This window comes from Thalassorhabdus alkalitolerans (assembly GCF_042656525.1).
In the GTDB taxonomy this organism is placed as follows: domain Bacteria; phylum Bacillota; class Bacilli; order Bacillales; family Marinococcaceae; genus Thalassorhabdus; species Thalassorhabdus alkalitolerans.
This window is the reverse complement of the sequence record NZ_JBHSOZ010000002.1, coordinates 396,212-412,706: the sequence shown is the minus strand read 5'-3', so window position 1 is coordinate 412,706 and position 16,495 is coordinate 396,212. Positions and strand designations below refer to the sequence as shown.

Annotated in this window: 16 protein-coding genes; 14 read left to right on the top strand and 2 right to left on the bottom strand. The window is 45.4% G+C overall.

The window, feature by feature from the left end; all coding sequences use genetic code 11:
- Nucleotides 1-38: 38 nt before the first annotated feature.
- Complete coding sequence (locus ACFPU1_RS01925; protein ID WP_385937919.1) at nt 39-557, bottom strand: DUF2529 family protein; 519 nt, start codon at nt 555-557, stop codon at nt 39-41.
- A 189-nt stretch (nt 558-746) separates the two neighbouring features.
- On the opposite strand from ACFPU1_RS01925, the gene ACFPU1_RS01920 reads away from it, so the two are divergent.
- From ACFPU1_RS01920 to ACFPU1_RS01880, 9 genes are all read left to right on the top strand, one after another.
- Nucleotides 747-1,109, top strand: coding sequence for a response regulator (locus ACFPU1_RS01920; RefSeq protein WP_100400409.1), 363 nt, complete (start codon nt 747-749; stop codon nt 1,107-1,109).
- Between the two features lie 238 nt (nt 1,110-1,347).
- A complete protein-coding gene (fba, locus tag ACFPU1_RS01915; RefSeq protein ID WP_054637054.1) occupies nt 1,348-2,211 on the top strand; it encodes a class II fructose-1,6-bisphosphate aldolase in 864 nt (287 codons plus the stop codon).
- Nucleotides 2,212-2,317: 106 nt separating this feature from the next.
- Entirely contained in the window at nt 2,318-2,962 is a 645-nt protein-coding gene (gene fsa, locus ACFPU1_RS01910; protein WP_385937915.1) for a fructose-6-phosphate aldolase, read from the top strand.
- Nucleotides 2,963-3,148: 186 nt separating this feature from the next.
- Nucleotides 3,149-4,435 (top strand): UDP-N-acetylglucosamine 1-carboxyvinyltransferase, encoded by a 1,287-nt coding sequence (locus ACFPU1_RS01905; RefSeq protein ID WP_385937912.1) that lies wholly within the window; start codon nt 3,149-3,151, stop codon nt 4,433-4,435.
- Nucleotides 4,436-4,677: 242 nt separating this feature from the next.
- Complete coding sequence (glpX, locus tag ACFPU1_RS01900) at nt 4,678-5,646, top strand: class II fructose-bisphosphatase (protein ID WP_100400406.1); 969 nt, start codon at nt 4,678-4,680, stop codon at nt 5,644-5,646.
- 320 nt (nt 5,647-5,966) lie between these two features.
- The gene (gene rho, locus ACFPU1_RS01895; RefSeq protein WP_100400405.1) at nt 5,967-7,244 is read left to right on the top strand and encodes a transcription termination factor Rho; all 1,278 of its coding nucleotides are present in this window, start codon (nt 5,967-5,969) and stop codon (nt 7,242-7,244) included.
- Nucleotides 7,245-7,372: 128 nt separating this feature from the next.
- The gene (locus tag ACFPU1_RS01890) at nt 7,373-7,618 is read left to right on the top strand and encodes a type B 50S ribosomal protein L31 (protein WP_054637055.1); all 246 of its coding nucleotides are present in this window, start codon (nt 7,373-7,375) and stop codon (nt 7,616-7,618) included.
- Nucleotides 7,619-7,953: 335 nt separating this feature from the next.
- Nucleotides 7,954-8,568, top strand: coding sequence for a thymidine kinase (locus ACFPU1_RS01885; protein ID WP_385937907.1), 615 nt, complete (start codon nt 7,954-7,956; stop codon nt 8,566-8,568).
- Between the two features lie 151 nt (nt 8,569-8,719).
- Entirely contained in the window at nt 8,720-9,208 is a 489-nt protein-coding gene (locus tag ACFPU1_RS01880; RefSeq protein WP_385937904.1) for a hypothetical protein, read from the top strand.
- Between the two features lie 187 nt (nt 9,209-9,395).
- Here the strand turns inward: ACFPU1_RS01880 and ACFPU1_RS01875 are convergent, their stop codons facing one another.
- Nucleotides 9,396-10,724 (bottom strand): FAD-dependent oxidoreductase, encoded by a 1,329-nt coding sequence (locus ACFPU1_RS01875; protein ID WP_385937901.1) that lies wholly within the window; start codon nt 10,722-10,724, stop codon nt 9,396-9,398.
- 154 nt (nt 10,725-10,878) lie between these two features.
- Here ACFPU1_RS01875 and prfA point away from each other — a divergent pair, with 154 nt between their 5' ends.
- The 5 genes from prfA (at nt 10,879) to ACFPU1_RS01850 (ending at nt 16,494) form a co-directional block, all read left to right on the top strand.
- Nucleotides 10,879-11,949 carry a peptide chain release factor 1 gene (gene prfA / locus ACFPU1_RS01870; RefSeq protein ID WP_054637058.1) on the top strand — a complete coding sequence of 357 codons (1,071 nt, stop codon included), beginning with the start codon at nt 10,879-10,881 and terminating at the stop codon, nt 11,947-11,949.
- Entirely contained in the window at nt 11,949-12,836 is an 888-nt protein-coding gene (gene prmC / locus ACFPU1_RS01865) for a peptide chain release factor N(5)-glutamine methyltransferase (RefSeq protein ID WP_385937898.1), read from the top strand. The genes prfA and prmC overlap by 1 nt, the downstream gene beginning before the upstream one ends.
- A 284-nt stretch (nt 12,837-13,120) precedes the next feature.
- Nucleotides 13,121-13,723 carry a stage II sporulation protein R gene (gene spoIIR, locus ACFPU1_RS01860; RefSeq protein WP_385937895.1) on the top strand — a complete coding sequence of 201 codons (603 nt, stop codon included), beginning with the start codon at nt 13,121-13,123 and terminating at the stop codon, nt 13,721-13,723.
- A gap of 140 nt (nt 13,724-13,863) precedes the next feature.
- Complete coding sequence (locus ACFPU1_RS01855) at nt 13,864-14,919, top strand: L-threonylcarbamoyladenylate synthase (protein ID WP_385937892.1); 1,056 nt, start codon at nt 13,864-13,866, stop codon at nt 14,917-14,919.
- A gap of 426 nt (nt 14,920-15,345) precedes the next feature.
- On the top strand, nt 15,346-16,494 hold the full coding sequence (locus ACFPU1_RS01850) for an iron-containing alcohol dehydrogenase (RefSeq protein ID WP_385937889.1): 1,149 nt from the start codon (nt 15,346-15,348) through the stop codon (nt 16,492-16,494).
- Nucleotide 16,495 lies beyond the last annotated feature (1 nt).

Below are 16,495 nucleotides of genomic sequence, written 5' to 3'. Positions count from 1 at the left end.
ATACAGGATAGCACCTGTAAGCTTCCATTCCTCCTGCCTTACTCTAACTCCAGAAGCATTTCATGGAGTGTCAGAAACAAGGATAAAACTGCAAAGAGGGAAACGAGATGCTCTGGATGGCCTGCCCGGTTCCCGGCATCATCAGGGACGACTCCTCCTTGGACAAACGTATTAACGTGAAAGTCGCTGCTTTGCTCCAATGGGCTTTCAGGGGTGGTGAGCGGTGAAATGCTGACTACAGGAACATTCTGGTTCTGGCATGCTTCCAAAACATTCACGGCTTCAGGATTGCTGTCACTCTCGCTGATAATCAGCACACGATCAGAAGGAGACAGCTTTTCCTTACCGGGAAAGAGAGCTGCCGACTCTGGAGCGTCCTGGCTGTAAAGGGCCGAGTATGCGACTCCTATCATTCTTTCGGTAGCAAATATATAAATATTTCCTTCGCCTGCCAAGGCTTGTGCCAGCAATCTCGCGCTGTTTTCTAGTGCTTCCTCCTGCTGGTCGGTTATTTTTCGAAATAAGCCTTGAAGCTGTGTTGAAAAGATTTTTAACATACATCAAATCCTCCTATGAGTTATGAGTTATATTGTGCCGGAAAGAGGTCGAAATGAAAACAGGGGAAAGTTTATTTGAAAATAAAAAGGTAATTTGTCAAATAAGTGGAATTATATTTAAAGGGGAAAAGGGAGAGAGTAGATGCAGTCGACGAATGTTTAAAAACCTAGTAAAAGGAGAGATAAAGTATGCCAAAGATACTTATCGTCGATGATCAGTACGGTATTCGAGTATTGTTAAAAGAAATACTCCATAAAGACGGGTATGAAGTGTTCCAGGCCGCAAACGGCATGCAGGCACTTGAACTGGCCGAAAAAGAGAAGCCGGACCTTGTTCTTTTAGATATGAAAATCCCAGGGATGGATGGCATTGAAATATTAAGGCGTCTCAAAGAAAAAGACCAGAGCATACGTGTGGTGATGATGACTGCTTACGGGGAGCTGAGCATGATTCAGGATGCCAAAAGTCTCGGTGCCCTGACGCACATTGCCAAACCTTTTGATATTGAAGAACTGAGAGAATCGATAAAGGAATATCTGCCTTCTTCCTGATGAGATTGACAGGCGGTGAGATTCTTTCAGCCTTATATGGATGAAAATCCCTAGTCATGTGGTATAATAACCAAAGATGTTAATGGAGACCCACATGCACCGCCCTATACATATAGGCACTTTCCTCATATTTAATGAACCCGTCCTGGAATGTCTGTACATGAAAGGGCGTGTCCCTGTTTGCGCTCCATTAGAAAAGACATCCTAATTTCTCAATGTTTATAAGGAGGATTTTGTCATGCCTTTGGTATCAATGAAAGAAATGCTTGATAAAGCAAAAGCAGAAGGGTATGCTGTCGGTCAGTATAACCTGAATAACCTTGAGTTTACTCAAGCAATCCTGCAAGCTGCAGAAGAGGAGCAATCCCCGCTGATCTGCGGCGTGTCCGAGGGAGCAGCTCGTTACATGGGCGGATTTAAGCCTGTTGTTGACATGGTGAAAACCCTGATGGAAGCCTATAACGTGACTGTCCCTGTTGCGATTCACCTTGACCATGGGTCAAGCTTTGAAAAGTGTGTAGAAGCGATCCACGCAGGCTTTACGTCTGTCATGATCGATGGTTCCCACTACCCGCTTGCTGAAAACATCGCGCTGACAAAGCGTGTGGTTGATGTCGCTCACGCTGTAGGAGTTTCCGTAGAAGCTGAGCTTGGCCGCATTGGCGGGCAGGAAGATGATCTCATCGTTGATGATGCGGAAGCAGCGTATGCCATTCCGGAAGAGTGCGAAGAGCTTGTCCGTGAAACAAATGTCGACTGCTTTGCTCCTGCTCTGGGATCTGTACACGGGCCATACAAAGGCGAGCCTAACCTTGGGTTTGACCATATGAAGAAGATTTCCGGGCTTGTAGGAGTGCCTCTCGTGCTTCACGGCGGGACAGGCATCCCGACAAAAGACATTCAAAAAGCGATTGGTTACGGCCATGCGAAGATCAACGTAAATACCGAAAGCCAAATTGCTTCCGCCAAAGCTGTGCGTGAAGTATTGGATGAGAAGCCTGAGCTGTATGATCCTCGTAAATACATGGGACCGGCACGCGATGCCATTAAAGAAACCGTCAAAGGCAAAATGCGCGAGTTTGGCTCTTCCAACAAAGCGTAATTGACAAAGAGCATGCTTGATTGACAGTTGGTCTGGCAGGGGCCTCGGCGCCCCTTCAGACTTCTGTACAAATTGATGTACATTGAGAAAATGGGGGAAAAGCGAAATGAGATTTTTTATTGATACAGCTAACTTAGATGAGATTAAAGAAGCTCATGAGCTTGGAGTTTTGGACGGAGTAACAACGAATCCCAGCTTAGTAGCAAAAGAAGGCGTTGATTTTCATGACCGTCTCCGCCAAATTACTGAAATTGTAAAAGGATCTGTAAGTGCGGAAGTTATTTCCCTTGAAGCGGAAGGGATGATTAAGGAAGGCCGTGAGCTTGCTGCGATTGCTCCAAACATTACTGTAAAGGTTCCTATGACAATGGAAGGTTTGAAAGCGGTTAAAGCGTTCTCTGACGAAGGAATTAAGACAAATGTAACGCTTGTATTTTCGTCTGTGCAGGCGCTTCTTGCTGCCAGAGCCGGAGCTACGTATGTGTCACCTTTCCTTGGCCGTCTTGATGATATTGGCCATAATGGTCTTGATTTAATTAGTCAGATTTCAGAAATTTTCGATTTGCACGGAATTGAAACCCAGATAATAGCGGCCTCTGTGCGTCACCCGTTACACGTTTCTGAAGCTGCAGCCAGAGGAGCACACATTTCAACTGTGCCGTTGAAAGTGATTTCTCAGCTCGCACAACATCCCCTTACGGACCAGGGCATTGAGAAGTTCTTAGCTGACTGGGATAAGCAGCAGAAATAGCCGAAACCCTTTCTCCAGCTGCTTTCCTTTCAAGGGCAGGGCGCCTTCGTTTAAATTTTTCTGGAAAGTTGTAGTTGTTTTTGTCTTTTACATGGTATGGTTGTCAATACTAGGTAAAAAAAGAAAATAAAGAGTTCGTATAAACGGCGGCCTGCAACTAGAATATTTATGAGGAAGTGAGCATACATGGAGAAGTTGATGGTTGAGGGAGGATATCCTTTAAACGGGAAAATACATATAAGCGGTGCGAAAAATAGTGCTGTGGCATTGATTCCTGCAGCTATCCTGGCTGACTCTACGGTAAAGATTGATAACCTCCCTCGCATCTCGGATGTGGAAATATTAGCTGACCTTTTAGAAGATATCGGGGCTGAAGTGTCCTATGAAAATCAGGTAATGACCGTGAACCCGGCCGGTGTGATTCCTATGCCGCTTCCTAATGGACGGGTGAAGCGGCTCAGAGCTTCTTACTATATGATGGGTGCTATGCTGGGCAAGTTTAAAAGAGCAGCGATAGGACTTCCAGGTGGCTGTAACCTGGGTCCTCGTCCTATTGACCAGCACATCAAAGGCTTTGAAGCATTAGGGGCAAGAGTAACCAATGAGCACGGGGCCATATACCTGCGGGCAGATAAACTGACGGGAGCAAGGATTTACCTTGACGTTGTCAGTGTAGGAGCGACAATTAATATTATGCTTGCTGCTGTCAGGGCTGAAGGCAGGACGATTATTGAAAACGCTGCAAAAGAACCTGAGATTATTGACGTGGCTACATTGCTTACAAGCATGGGGGCCAGGATCAAAGGAGCTGGCACGAATGTGATCCGCATTGATGGGGTGGAAAGCCTTCATGGCTGTGCCCATCCTATTATTCCAGACCGGATAGAAGCAGGGACTTACATCATTGCGGCAGCAGCAAAAGGCAGCGAGGTCATCATTGATAATGTGATTCCGGATCATCTAGAATCCTTAATTGCCAAGCTTAGGGAGATGGGCGTTCAAATCGACGTAGGCGACGACCAGCTGTTAATCCGTTCTTCCCCTAAGTTGAAAAGTGTAGATATTAAAACACTTGTTCATCCGGGATTTCCCACGGACCTCCAGCAGCCTATTACTTCTCTTTTAACAAAGGCTCAAGGTACCAGCATTGTAACGGATACGATTTATAATGCGCGCTTTAAGCATGTTGACGAACTGCGGAGAATGGGCGCTGATATCAAGGTGGAAGGCCGTTCTGCATTAATTAACGGAAAAACCCGCCTGCAAGGAGCACGGGTAAAGGCAAGCGATCTTCGTGCGGGAGCTGCACTGGTGATTGCCGGCCTTATGGCCGAAGGGATAACGGAAATAACAGGGCTTGAGCATATTGACAGAGGATATGAAGATCTGGAATCAAAACTCCTCTCCCTGGGCGCCAAGGTATGGAGAGAAGGACTGACAGAAGAAGAAGCAGAGCAGGTCAAAAGCTCATAATAAGCCGAAAAAAAGAGACAGGACCTCTGAAAAAGAGGCCTTCTCTTTTTATAAAGAAGCGAGCAAGGCAAAGTGTTTCACATGAAACTGAAAGAAGCTCAAAGCAGAGCCTGAAAAGGACCATTTTTCTTCCTTCGCTTTTTTAACAGGGGAAAAGGAATTAAACGGCGAATAAATAAAGAAAAGATTTTACATACGAATTAACCAGAAAGAAATTGTGTGGGAAAAGGAGAGGAATCGCTATGGAAAGAAGTTTGTCAATGGAATTAGTTCGTGTTACTGAAGCAGCAGCGCTTGCATCTGCCCGGTGGATGGGAAGAGGGAAAAAAGAAGAAGCCGATGATGCAGCCACAAGCTCCATGAGAGATGTATTCGATACGATCCCGATGAAAGGAACAGTGGTTATCGGGGAAGGGGAAATGGATGAAGCCCCCATGCTTTATATTGGGGAAAAGCTCGGTACAGGATTTGGGCCGCGTGTCGATGTAGCAGTAGACCCTCTTGAAGGAACCAACATTGTTGCTGCAGGTCTCTGGAATGCACTTGCAGTCATCGCTGTTGCTGATCACGGCAACCTGCTCCACGCCCCTGACATGTACATGGAAAAGATTGCTGTCGGACCTGAAGCAGTTGGAAAAGTAAGCCTTGATGCTCCTGTCATTGATAACTTAAAAGCAGTAGCCCAGGCAAAAGGAAAAGATGTAGAGGATGTGGTTGTTACAATCCTCGACCGGGATAGACATAAGAAGATTATTCAGGAAGTACGTGACGCAGGAGCACGAATCAAGCTTATTCATGACGGAGATGTAGCCGGGGCAATTAATACAGCCTTTGATGAAACAGGTGTGGATATTATGCTGGGATCCGGCGGAGCCCCTGAGGGAGTTCTAGCGGCAGTCGGGCTGAAATGCCTAGGCGGTGAACACCAAGGAAGGCTTCTCCCGCAAAATGATGAGGAGCTTGAACGCTGTAAGAAAATGGGGATTGAAGATGTCAACAAAGTACTCATGATGGAGGACCTTGTCGGCGGTGATGATTGTATTTTTGCAGCGACAGGCGTGACTGACGGAGAGCTGTTAAAAGGAGTTCATTACAAAGGGGTCAAAGCTACGACTCAGTCTCTTGTTATGCGCGCCCGTTCAGGAACAGTTCGTTTTGTCGATGGAAAGCATAACGTGAAAAAGAAACCAGATTTTGTGATCCGTCCTTAAACCTTAAATACGGGAATGTCGGAGGCCCTTGACGGCTTTCGGCATTCTTTTCCTTTCTTTCCTCTTGAAGAAGCCGATGATTCCGTTTACAATAAATAAGACTTTACTAATCAAGTGAAGACTTCTTTCTTCCTATTATTCTCTTCGTTTACACCTCTTATGTCCATAACAGGAAATAAATGAAATAACCAAACAGGTAAATGAATTTCTACCCCTCTCCATTGAGACATTTCCAAAACTCTATTGAAAAGCAGATTGTGTTATAGAGGTTTATTTGGTAGATAAAAGCAGTACAAATATGTAGAAAAGTGGTGACATCTTTGAATGTAAATTTAGGTCAATTAGAAAGTATGACACTCCGTGAATTATACGGTTTAGCCAGGGAATATAATGTCTCTTACTACAGCAAACTGACTAAAAAAGAACTTATTTTTGCCATTTTAAAAGGACAGGCAGAAAAAGACGGATTCATGTTTATGGAAGGCGTACTTGAGATTATTCAATCCGAAGGCTATGGTTTCCTACGTCCGATCAATTACCTGCCAAGCTCTGAGGATATATATATTTCCGCTTCCCAGATCCGCCGTTTTGATTTGCGAAACGGGGACAAGGTGTCAGGGAAGGTGCGGCCGCCAAAGGATACGGAAAGGTATCACGGCCTCCTGCAAGTAAATGCGGTAAACGGTGAAGATCCTGATACAGCGAAAGAACGTCCATATTTTCCAGCTTTAACTCCACTGTATCCTCAGGAAAAAATGACTCTTGAAACCAAACCGGGAAGAATTTCTGCCCGCATTATTGATTTAATTACACCTGTCGGCTTCGGGCAGCGTGGGCTCATTGTGGCTCCTCCAAAAGCGGGGAAAACGTCCCTCTTAAAGGAAGTGGCAAACAGTATAGCCGAAAATCATCCTAATTCTGAACTGATTGTTCTTTTAATTGATGAACGTCCCGAGGAAGTTACTGATATAGAGCGCTCTGTGAAGGGAGATGTTGTCAGCTCCACTTTTGATGAGGTACCGGAAAACCACATAAAAGTTGCTGAACTTGTGCTTGAAAGAGCGATGCGCCTGGTAGAGCACAAGAAAGACGTTGTCATTTTAATGGACAGCATCACTCGTCTTGCTCGTGCCTATAACCTTGTTATCCCTCCAAGCGGAAGAACTCTTTCCGGGGGGATTGACCCGGCTGCCTTCCATCGTCCTAAACGTTTCTTTGGAGCAGCGCGAAACATTGAAGAAGGCGGAAGCTTAACGATTCTGGCTACAGCTCTTGTGGAGACAGGCTCCCGTATGGATGATGTTATTTATGAAGAATTCAAAGGAACAGGAAACATGGAGCTTCACCTTGACAGACGCCTTGCGGAACGCCGAATCTTCCCATCTATTGATATCCGCCGCTCCAGCACTCGGAAAGAAGAGCTGCTCGTTTCAAAAGAACAGCTTGAAAATCTTTGGGCAATCCGGAAAACAATGAACGATTCACCAGATTTTGTTGATCACTTTATTAAGAGGATCAAGAAAACAAAGACGAATGATGAATTCTTTGAAGAGATGGAAAAAGAGAAAGCAAAGGGAGTTGCGGCAGGAAAAAGTTAAGGTAAAGGTAATTTCCTTGCCAGCATTTTTAAAAAGAGTTGAAAAAAAAAAGACACCTTGATATAATTCTTTTATGTGTGAACAAAGACTCTGATATATATAAGTTCAGGGCGGAAGGAGTGAAAAAAATGAGAGAAGCTATTCATCCAGAATACAGAGAAGTTGTTTTTATGGATACAAGCACTGGTTTTAAGTTTCTAACTGGTTCTACTAAAGGATCAAGCGAAACTATCGAGTGGGAGGACGGCAACACTTATCCTCTAATCAAAGTGGAAATCAGCTCTGATTCCCACCCATTCTACACTGGCCGTCAGAAGAATGCTGAAGCTGGTGGAAGAATTGATAAATTTAAGAAGAAATATAACATGAAGTAATTTTTACTTCGTGGTATGTTAAGCTTGTAACAGGCAAGGGAACGCCGCTTGCCTGTTTTTTTATTGCTTGAATTCAGTTGCTTGTGCAGAAAGCTACTTTTCATTAGAATCGGACTTCTTATGTCACGTACACCTTGTGAAAGAGTCTGATGACGAGGATGCTTTATGCAGGAGAAGATAACACAAACAAATTAATACACTCTGCTTGCCTGGAAAGATCCAGAAAAGCATTTACATAAGAAGCGTTAAACGAGATCACTTCTTTTTCAGAGACTGAACGCAGGGAAAACTGGGGTACACTAGGTAAACCAATAAATATAAGGTGGGGGAAGGCAATGTACGTGGTGAGAAAGGAAGGCTGGATAGAGGTCATTTGCGGAAGTATGTTTTCAGGAAAGTCTGAGGAGCTGATCCGCAGAATCAGACTGGCTTTGTTTGGAAAGCTGAATGTAGCGGTGTTTAAACCTGCCTTGGATAACCGTTATAGTGAAGAGGAAGTTGTTTCTCATAATGGCACAAAGGTGCGGGCAATTGCTGTTGCTCGGTCAAAAGATATTTTGGACGGACTTGAGGAAGACATTCAAATGGTCGCTATTGATGAAACCCAATTTTTTGATGCTGACATTGTGGAAGTCGCACAGGAGCTTGCTGACAGTGGAATTAGAGTGGTTCTTGCCGGTCTGGACCAGGATTTTAGAGGAGAGCCATTTACCCAGGTGATGAGGCTGATGGCTTTGGCAGAAGACGTGACTAAGCTGCAAGCGGTTTGCCCGGACTGCGGTTCCCCTGCTTCAAGAACGCAGCGCCTCATTGATGGTGAACCAGCTCATTACGAAGATGAAATTATTCTAGTGGGGGCTGATGAAGCCTATGAAGCGAGATGTCGTCACTGCCATGAAGTTCCTGGGAAACCAGAGCCTTCACTTAGTTTAAAAAATGAAATCCTCTAAAGGGCATACTGCTATGTAAGAAGCTGTTTTACTAAGTCGGTTTCAAAAGCCTGAGCAGGGTCTGGAGTAACAGGTTACCAGTGTATAAGCTGTGCTTTTGAGAAAGACTATACTTGCAGCATCTCCGTGTTGCTGCAAGGGGGAGTTAACAGTGAAAAAGCAGCTTTTTACAGGTGTTCTTTGTGCAGCTATCCTTGTGCCGGCAGGGTGCGGAGCCGGTGACGGAGCAACAGAGGCGCAGGGTGGCCATGGAGGAACCCAAGAGCATGGGAACGCCCAGGAAATAACACCAGGTCTTTTTGGTCCAGGCCCGATTAATCACAGAACAATTAATCCTCAGGACCACTCTGATCATCCGTTGAATCAGGGAGAAATCAATAACGGAACCAGCTTTACCACACTGGATGCGGATCGTCCGGACATTGGAGATGATGCAGATAACATGCATTACATTGCCAAAGAAAATGGCTTTACACCTTTGTATGTCCTGTACGGGGGCAGTCATGCCACTGTCTATGTGAACGGAAATCAAGGGTGGAGCAAACAAGAGAGAGATAATAAAGTGAAAGAGCTTAGAACAGCCTATGAACAAAACACGCCTCGGTATAATGTAGAGGTCCACGTATTGAATGACGGCTAATAAGAATGGAAGGCTGTCCCCAATGGGGGCAGCCTTTTTTTGAATGATCGTTTTCGAAGGTGGGGTACGCTAATGGTGCAAAGAAAGGGGGAGTTGTGAATTTGTTTTGTTTGATGTGCAGGCTATAACCCCTTGGTTTTGGGCTGCTATTTTCCTGCAGCGGTATCGGTACTACTCATGATCGGTGTCACTTTGCCCGGCGAACAGCCTGCTGAAGAGGATCCCACACCCCGTTGTAAGGAGGCGCATAGGAAAGGTCAAGATCCTCAAATTCTGAGATTGTCATACGGTGAAAAAGAGCAGTGGCCAGAACATCAACCCGCTTGTCTACCCCGGACTCTCCAATGACCTGGCCGCCGATCAGCAGATCGTTATCTGTGCGGTATAAAATTTTGATATAGATCGGTTTTTTATCCTCATAATAACCGGCAATATCTGAGCCTTTGTATGTCACAGTTTCGTAAGGGAAATGAAGAGCTGACGCTTCTTTTTCAGAAAGGCCTGTTCTTCCTAGAGTGAGGCGGTGAAACTTCAGAATAGAGCTTCCGACAATACCCTGGAATGCCTTCGGGTTGTTGACCATGTTTAATCCTGCTACACGCCCCTGTTTGTTGGCGTGAGTTCCCAGCGGGATATAATCGTCTTTTTGTTTAATACGGTGGTATTGTGTGGCGCAGTCTCCTGCTGCATAAATATCATCCACGTTCGTCTGCATGTAGGAGTTGACTTTTACCGCCCCGTTTGTTTCCAAAATCACGTCTGTTCCTTTCAGCATATCAGTGTTTGGTCTTACACCAACGGCAGCAATGACGAGATCTGTTTCATAACGGTTTTTATTTGTCACCACTGCTTCGACACGATCGTTTCCTTCAAAGCCTTCTATTGATTCCTCAAAGCAAGTTTCAATTCCGTTTGCTTCAGCTTCCTTATGGATGTGCTCTGCCATATCTTCATCAAACATTTTTGCCAGCCGGTTACCACGCTCAATCATTCGTACCTGTCGGCCTGTTTCTCGAAAATTTTCAGCCATTTCAAGGCCGATGTACCCGCCGCCAATAATCGTGACATGTTTAACACGGTCAAGATTACTTTTGATTGATTCCAGATCAGGTATTGTTTTTAACGTATGAATGCCGGGAAGGTCATGATTCTTCCAGGGAGGCAGAAACGGACGGGCCCCTGTTGCTACCAGGAGCCGGTCATAAGGAATTTCAAAGGTCTCATTACTTTCCAGGTTTCTCCCTGAGACGATCTTTTTCTCTGCATTTACATGGGTTACCTGATGAAATACGCGGGCATCAATCCCGTACTTTTCTCGAAAGGTTGTGACGTCTCTTGCGATCAATTGATCGGTCCCTTTTACTGAGCCGCCGATTACATAAGGGAGACCGCATTGAGCGTAGGAATATATATTTCCCATTTCAAGAACTGTCACGTCAGGATTTTCACGATTGCGGACAATCTGCATCGCTGCACTCATGCCAGCGGCATCGCCGCCAATAATAACAAATTTCATGCTATGTACCTCCTAGTCAGCTTTTATTTATACGATTCCCTTAATTCACATATAAAAACAAGAGTTCTACTCACAATCGCCTATACATTTTGACTGTAAAGTCCTGCTATAATATAATTAGAATGTTATGCAATCATAAATGAGGTGAAAGCCTGTGCTTGAACGTCTACAATCAGTAGAAGATCGTTATGACCATTTAAATGAGTTATTAAGTGATCCAGAAGTGATCAGTGATTCGAAGAAACTCCGTGAATATTCAAAGGAACAGTCAGATATCGAAGAAACGGTGCAAACGTACCGGACGTACAAAGAAGTCTCTACCCAGCTTGCCGATGCCAAATCCATGCTTGAAGACAGCCTGGATGACGAAATGGTTGAGATGGTAAAAATGGAGATTTCAGAGCTTAGTGAGAAAAAAGAAGAGCTTGAAGAAAAGCTTAGAGTTCTTCTTCTGCCAAAGGATCCAAACGACGACAAAAACGTTATCGTGGAAATTCGGGGAGCAGCGGGCGGGGACGAAGCCGCTCTGTTTGCCGGAGACCTCTACAAAATGTACTCTCGTTTTGCCGAGCAGCAAGGCTGGAAGCCAGAAGTAATTGAATCAAGCTCCACAGAGCTTGGCGGCTACAAGGAAATCATTTTTATGATTAACGGTGAAGGCGCCTACTCGAAAATGAAGTATGAAAATGGAGCTCACAGGGTGCAGCGTGTGCCTTCCACAGAGTCAGGAGGAAGAATTCACACCTCTACGGCAACAGTGGCTGTACTTCCGGAGGCTGAAGAAGTAGAAGTGGAAGTCCATGAAAAGGATATCCGTGTCGATACCTTTGCTTCAAGTGGACCAGGGGGACAGAGTGTAAATACGACGATGTCAGCGGTCCGTTTAACCCATGAACCAACAGGTATTGTTGTTTCCTGTCAGGATGAAAAATCCCAGATCAAAAATAAGGAAAAAGCAATGAAGGTTCTTCGGGCTCGAATTTACGATAAGTTTCAGCGTGAGGCCCAGGCTGAGTACGCAGAAAACCGGAAATCCGCTGTGGGAACGGGTGACCGTTCCGAAAGAATTCGGACGTATAATTTTCCACAAAGCCGTGTGACAGACCACCGTATTGGCCTGACCGTGCAAAAGCTTGATCAAATTCTGCAAGGAGATCTTCATGAAATCATAGATGCTCTTATTGTGGAAGAACAAGCAGAAATGATGGAAAAGGCGGGCGAATAATGAAAAAGCCTGACTACATTTACGAAGCCCTGAATTGGGCTTCGTCTTTTTTGGAGAAAAAAGGACGGGAAGCGAAAAGCGGGGAGTGGCTCATGCGCCATCATTTGGGGGCAAGCTGGACTGACCTCCACATGAAGCGCCGGGATCCACTTCCTGAAAAAATCTGGGACGGGTTCCTGGCCGATGTGAAGCGCCACGGAGAAGGAGTGCCAGTACAGCACCTTATAGGTTACGAAGAATTTTACGGACGTTCCTTTAGGGTGGATGAACGGGTTCTGATTCCTCGTCCGGAGACAGAAGAGCTGGTTCATGGCGTGCTTCAGGAAATCAAAGCATGGCCAAGGCGCCAGGAAGGAAGCTCACTTGAAGTAGTGGATGTAGGTACAGGAAGCGGGGCTATTGCCGTCAGCCTTGCGCTGGAGGCAGAACATATAAGTGTTACAGCGATAGATGTGGAAGAGCCGGCCTTAGAGGTGGCTGGTTCAAATGCGAGGGCGCTTGGAGCAGATGTTCATTTCCTGCAGGGAGATTTATTTTCCCCCCTGGTTCAACAGGGCAAAAAAGTCGATGTCGTCGTCTCCAACCCTCCTTATATTCCGGAAGAAGATAGAGAGTCACTTGATACCGTGGTGAAGGATTTTGAGCCGGGCACTGCCTTGTTTGCTGGAGAAGACGGCTTAGTCTGCTACAGGAGACTAGCTGCTGATCTGCCTAAAGTGCTAAAAAAACCAGGCCTTGCCGCCTTTGAAGTGGGGGCGGGACAAGGAGAAACAGTTGCTCGTTTGTTACGGGAAGCCTTTTCTGAGACGCCTGACGTAGATGTTACAGTACGTGAAGACATCAACGGAAAAGACCGAATGGTATTTTGCAAAGTGGGTCTAGACTAAGGAAGCCAAATTTGGGTGCCCACGTTAAGGTGCCTCAATTAAGGTGCCTCAATTAAGGTGCCAGGCACCCCTCCCAGGTTGTAACATAAAAAATCGTGAAAAGGGCTGTGGCTCAAGGGAAAGCGGGGAAAAAATGTTACAGCGTGCTGTGGTGCCAGGCACCCCTCAAGGGACCCTCTCAAGGCACGTTTCCCCCTCTTCACCACAATAATTGTCGAACAATTCTAAGTTTAATAACTGGGTTCACTGACCACAATGTGAATACGAAAGGTTGGTGAACCCATATGCAACGAAACGTCTTTATTTATATTATTATTATTATTTTTATTTTGTTAGTAAACTGGGAAGGTCAGCAATTTGCGGCAGTAAGTGCAGGGGAAGAAGTCATTCCTGATGATGCAATCCGTCTTAGAATTCTTGCTCACAGTGATGCTCCAGTGCACCAGCTGGTCAAGAGGGAAGTTCGTGATGAAGTCAATGCAGAAATCAGAGAAATTGTTACGGGTCTTGAGAATAAAGGAAAAGCAAGAGAAGCAATTAATGAACATCTTCCAGTCATAGAGGAAGAGATTCAAAATGTGTTAGATTCAAGAGATTTAACGATTCCTTTTGAAGTAGAGCTGAGAAAGGATGTAGAGTTTCCAACTCGCGTTTACGGTCCTTTAGTTTACCCGGCAGGAGACTATGAAGCCCTGGTAGTGACACTTGGAGAAGGCAAAGGTGAAAATTGGTGGTGTGTTCTATTCCCTCCTCTTTGTTTCTTTGACTTCAGTAAGGAAGACAAAGCTGAAGAAAAGGAACAAGCAGGCAGTGAGTTATCCACAGAGGAACCTGAAGTAGCGTTCTTCTTTGTGGAAAAATTTAAAGAATGGTTTGGTCAATCCTAGGATAACCTGTGGAAATACTGAAGTGAGTGGGTTGTAGTTATCAACAAGTTATCCACCTAATGTGGGTAACTTTTTTGATTTACTTTTTTAACCAGGAAACCCTACAATATAAGGAAAAAAAGACCTCAAAACGGGAGCGGATGTTCGTGGATTATAAACAAACTGAGGTATTAGTTGTGGATAAGTGGATAAGTTTAGAAGAAGATGAGAACATCCAGAAAGCGGGGATGTGGATAAGTTGTGGGGAAGTCGTTGCCTTACCCACAGAAACGGTATATGGACTGGGAGGAAATGCTAACAGCGAAGAAGCTATTGAAAAAATTTTTCTTGCTAAAGGAAGGCCTAGTGACAATCCTTTGATTGTACATATTAGTGAAAGAAAACAGCTTAGTGAGTTGGTTTCCCATATTCCTCTCATTGCTGAAAAGTTCATGAATGCTTTCTGGCCTGGTCCTTTGACATTAATTTTACCAAAAACAGAACAAGTCTCTGAGAAAGTCACAGGGGGGCTATCCACAGTTGCTGTACGGATGCCGGACCATCCTGTAGCCCAGGCGGTCATAAAAGCTGCCGGAGTACCTGTAGCTGCTCCAAGCGCCAACCGATCCGGCCGGCCAAGTCCCACAACCGCAGAACATGTAAGGCACGATCTTGATGGCCGTATTGCCGGAATTATAGATGGCGGGCCAACTGGATACGGGCTGGAATCAACAGTGGTAGACTGCACCCGTGATGTGCCCATGATATTACGCCCAGGCGGGGTGACCAGAGAAGAGCTGGAAGAGGTTGCAGGAGTCGTAGAAGTTGATCCTGCCCTTATCAGTGATAACGAAGTACCTCGTTCTCCCGGCCTGAAATATCGCCATTACGCCCCGGATGCTCCTTTAACCCTGGTGGAAGGATCCACTGCATTTCTTCAGGAAAAAATAAAAGAAGTGGAGGAGGAAGGCTTAAAAACAGGGGTTATTACAGTGGATGAACTTATTCAGGAAATTCACGCGGACCACGTGATTTCTTATGGTTCAAATGACGACATCAAGGAAGTGGCAGCAAAGCTGTATGATACGCTTCGAAGGGCAGACAAGCTAGAAGCAGATGTGTTGTTTAGCGTAACTTTCCCCAAAGAGGGAGTAGGTGCGGCCGTTATGAACAGGCTTGAAAAAGCAGCCGGTGGAAGAATCATAAAAGAGGAGTAAAAAAGTGCAGGGGACAACCCTTGTGCTTTTTTTATTACATCCTCGCTGTGGTGCCAGGCACCGTAAAGTGGGTGCTGGAAAAGAAGCGCAGTATATCAAGGGATAGAGCCGAAACAAGGTTACAAAAGTGTGACAACGGGGAGGGGTGCCAGGCACCCTAAAGAGGGGTGCTGGAAGAGAAGTGCAGTATATCAAGGGATAGAGCTGAAGCAAGGTTACAGAAGTGTAACAACGGAGAGGGGTGCCAGGCACCAAAAAAGGCACCAAAAAAAAAAACGCACCCCCCAACCCGCACCCCCACATCGCTTCGGAAATGGGGGCATCAGGAAGGATATCGGATGTTTTTCTCGAAATACATATCTATGTTCAGGAAAGCGAATACACATAGGATTTCCCCTATTTCCAAATAGAAAGAGCTGAGTGTAAATGAAAATGACTAAATTTATCACTCCGGAGATTATTTTTGGCAATGGTTCAATTGACCAGGCTGGTGACAGCTGCCTGCGGCTTGGTGCCAAAAAAGTACTCATTGTAAGTGATCCAGGGGTTATCGAAGCGGGATGGGCAGACAAAGTGATTACGACATGCGAGGAAGCAGGATTGTCTTTTTCCACTTTTTTTGAAGTGACCACAAACCCGAGCGATCTTGAAGTTCAAAAAGGTTCTCAAAGATACGTGGAAAATGAGTGTGATGCTGTCATAGGAATAGGCGGCGGAAGCGTGCTTGATGTAGCCAAATCGATTGCCATTATAGCAACAAACGGAGGAGAAATTGCTGAGTATGAAGGAGTCAATCAAATTGCCCATCCTCTGCCGCCATTAGTTATGATCTCAACGACGGCTGGTTCAGGATCTGAAGTGTCCCAATTTTCAGTTATAGTTGACTCAGAAAGAAAGAAGAAAATGACGATTGTCTCAAAATCTCTTGTTCCGGACATTTCAATTACTGATCCCTTAACCTTAATGACAAAAAGCAGTTACTTAACTGCTTCCACTGGTCTGGATGTTCTGTCTCACGCCATTGAATCCTATGTCAGTGTGGCAGCGACTCCTCTTACTGACGTACAGGCAAAAAATGCAATGAAACTGGTGTCCTCCAATCTTCGGCCTTCTGTCGCATCGAAAACAAATGAAGAAGCAAAGCTTCATATGGCCATGGCAAGTCTCCAGGCGGGAATTGCTTTTTCCAACGCCATTTTAGGAGCGGTTCATGCGATTTCCCATGCAATAGGGGGGCGGTTTCAGCTTGCTCACGGCGTCATTAATTCGGTGCTGCTCCCTTATGTGATGGATTTTAATTTAATTGCGTGCCCGAAGCGGTACAAAGAAATTGCTAAAGCAATGGGCAAGGATGTCACCGGACTGTCGGATGAAGAGGCCGGCAGGGAAGCGATAGATATGGTCAGACGGTTATCAAAGGACATAGAGGCTCCCCAGACGCTGAGTGCTTTAGGCATTACAGAAGATGATCTTCCGCTTATAGCGGAAGATGCCATTGAGGATGCCTGCATGATCACAAACCCCCGGGATATCTCTACAAAAGATATCATAGCCATTTGCAAACAGGCGCTGTAAT

Bases quoted from the DNA above. Each gene is read 5' to 3' on its own strand.
- ACFPU1_RS01855 (WP_385937892.1), top strand. From the start codon at position 13,864: ATGTTCGTGGATTATAAACAAACTGAGGTATTAGTTGTGGATAAGTGG.
- ACFPU1_RS01875 (WP_385937901.1), bottom strand. From the start codon at position 10,724: ATGAAATTTGTTATTATTGGCGGCGATGCCGCTGGCATGAGTGCAGCG.
- ACFPU1_RS01850 (WP_385937889.1), top strand. From the start codon at position 15,346: ATGAAAATGACTAAATTTATCACTCCGGAGATTATTTTTGGCAATGGT.
- prmC (WP_385937898.1), top strand. From the start codon at position 11,949: ATGAAAAAGCCTGACTACATTTACGAAGCCCTGAATTGGGCTTCGTCT.
- fba (WP_054637054.1), top strand. From the start codon at position 1,348: ATGCCTTTGGTATCAATGAAAGAAATGCTTGATAAAGCAAAAGCAGAA.
- ACFPU1_RS01885 (WP_385937907.1), top strand. From the start codon at position 7,954: ATGTACGTGGTGAGAAAGGAAGGCTGGATAGAGGTCATTTGCGGAAGT.
- glpX (WP_100400406.1), top strand. From the start codon at position 4,678: ATGGAAAGAAGTTTGTCAATGGAATTAGTTCGTGTTACTGAAGCAGCA.
- ACFPU1_RS01925 (WP_385937919.1), bottom strand. From the start codon at position 557: ATGTTAAAAATCTTTTCAACACAGCTTCAAGGCTTATTTCGAAAAATA.
- ACFPU1_RS01890 (WP_054637055.1), top strand. From the start codon at position 7,373: ATGAGAGAAGCTATTCATCCAGAATACAGAGAAGTTGTTTTTATGGAT.
- fsa (WP_385937915.1), top strand. From the start codon at position 2,318: ATGAGATTTTTTATTGATACAGCTAACTTAGATGAGATTAAAGAAGCT.
- ACFPU1_RS01920 (WP_100400409.1), top strand. From the start codon at position 747: ATGCCAAAGATACTTATCGTCGATGATCAGTACGGTATTCGAGTATTG.
- spoIIR (WP_385937895.1), top strand. From the start codon at position 13,121: ATGCAACGAAACGTCTTTATTTATATTATTATTATTATTTTTATTTTG.
- ACFPU1_RS01905 (WP_385937912.1), top strand. From the start codon at position 3,149: ATGGAGAAGTTGATGGTTGAGGGAGGATATCCTTTAAACGGGAAAATA.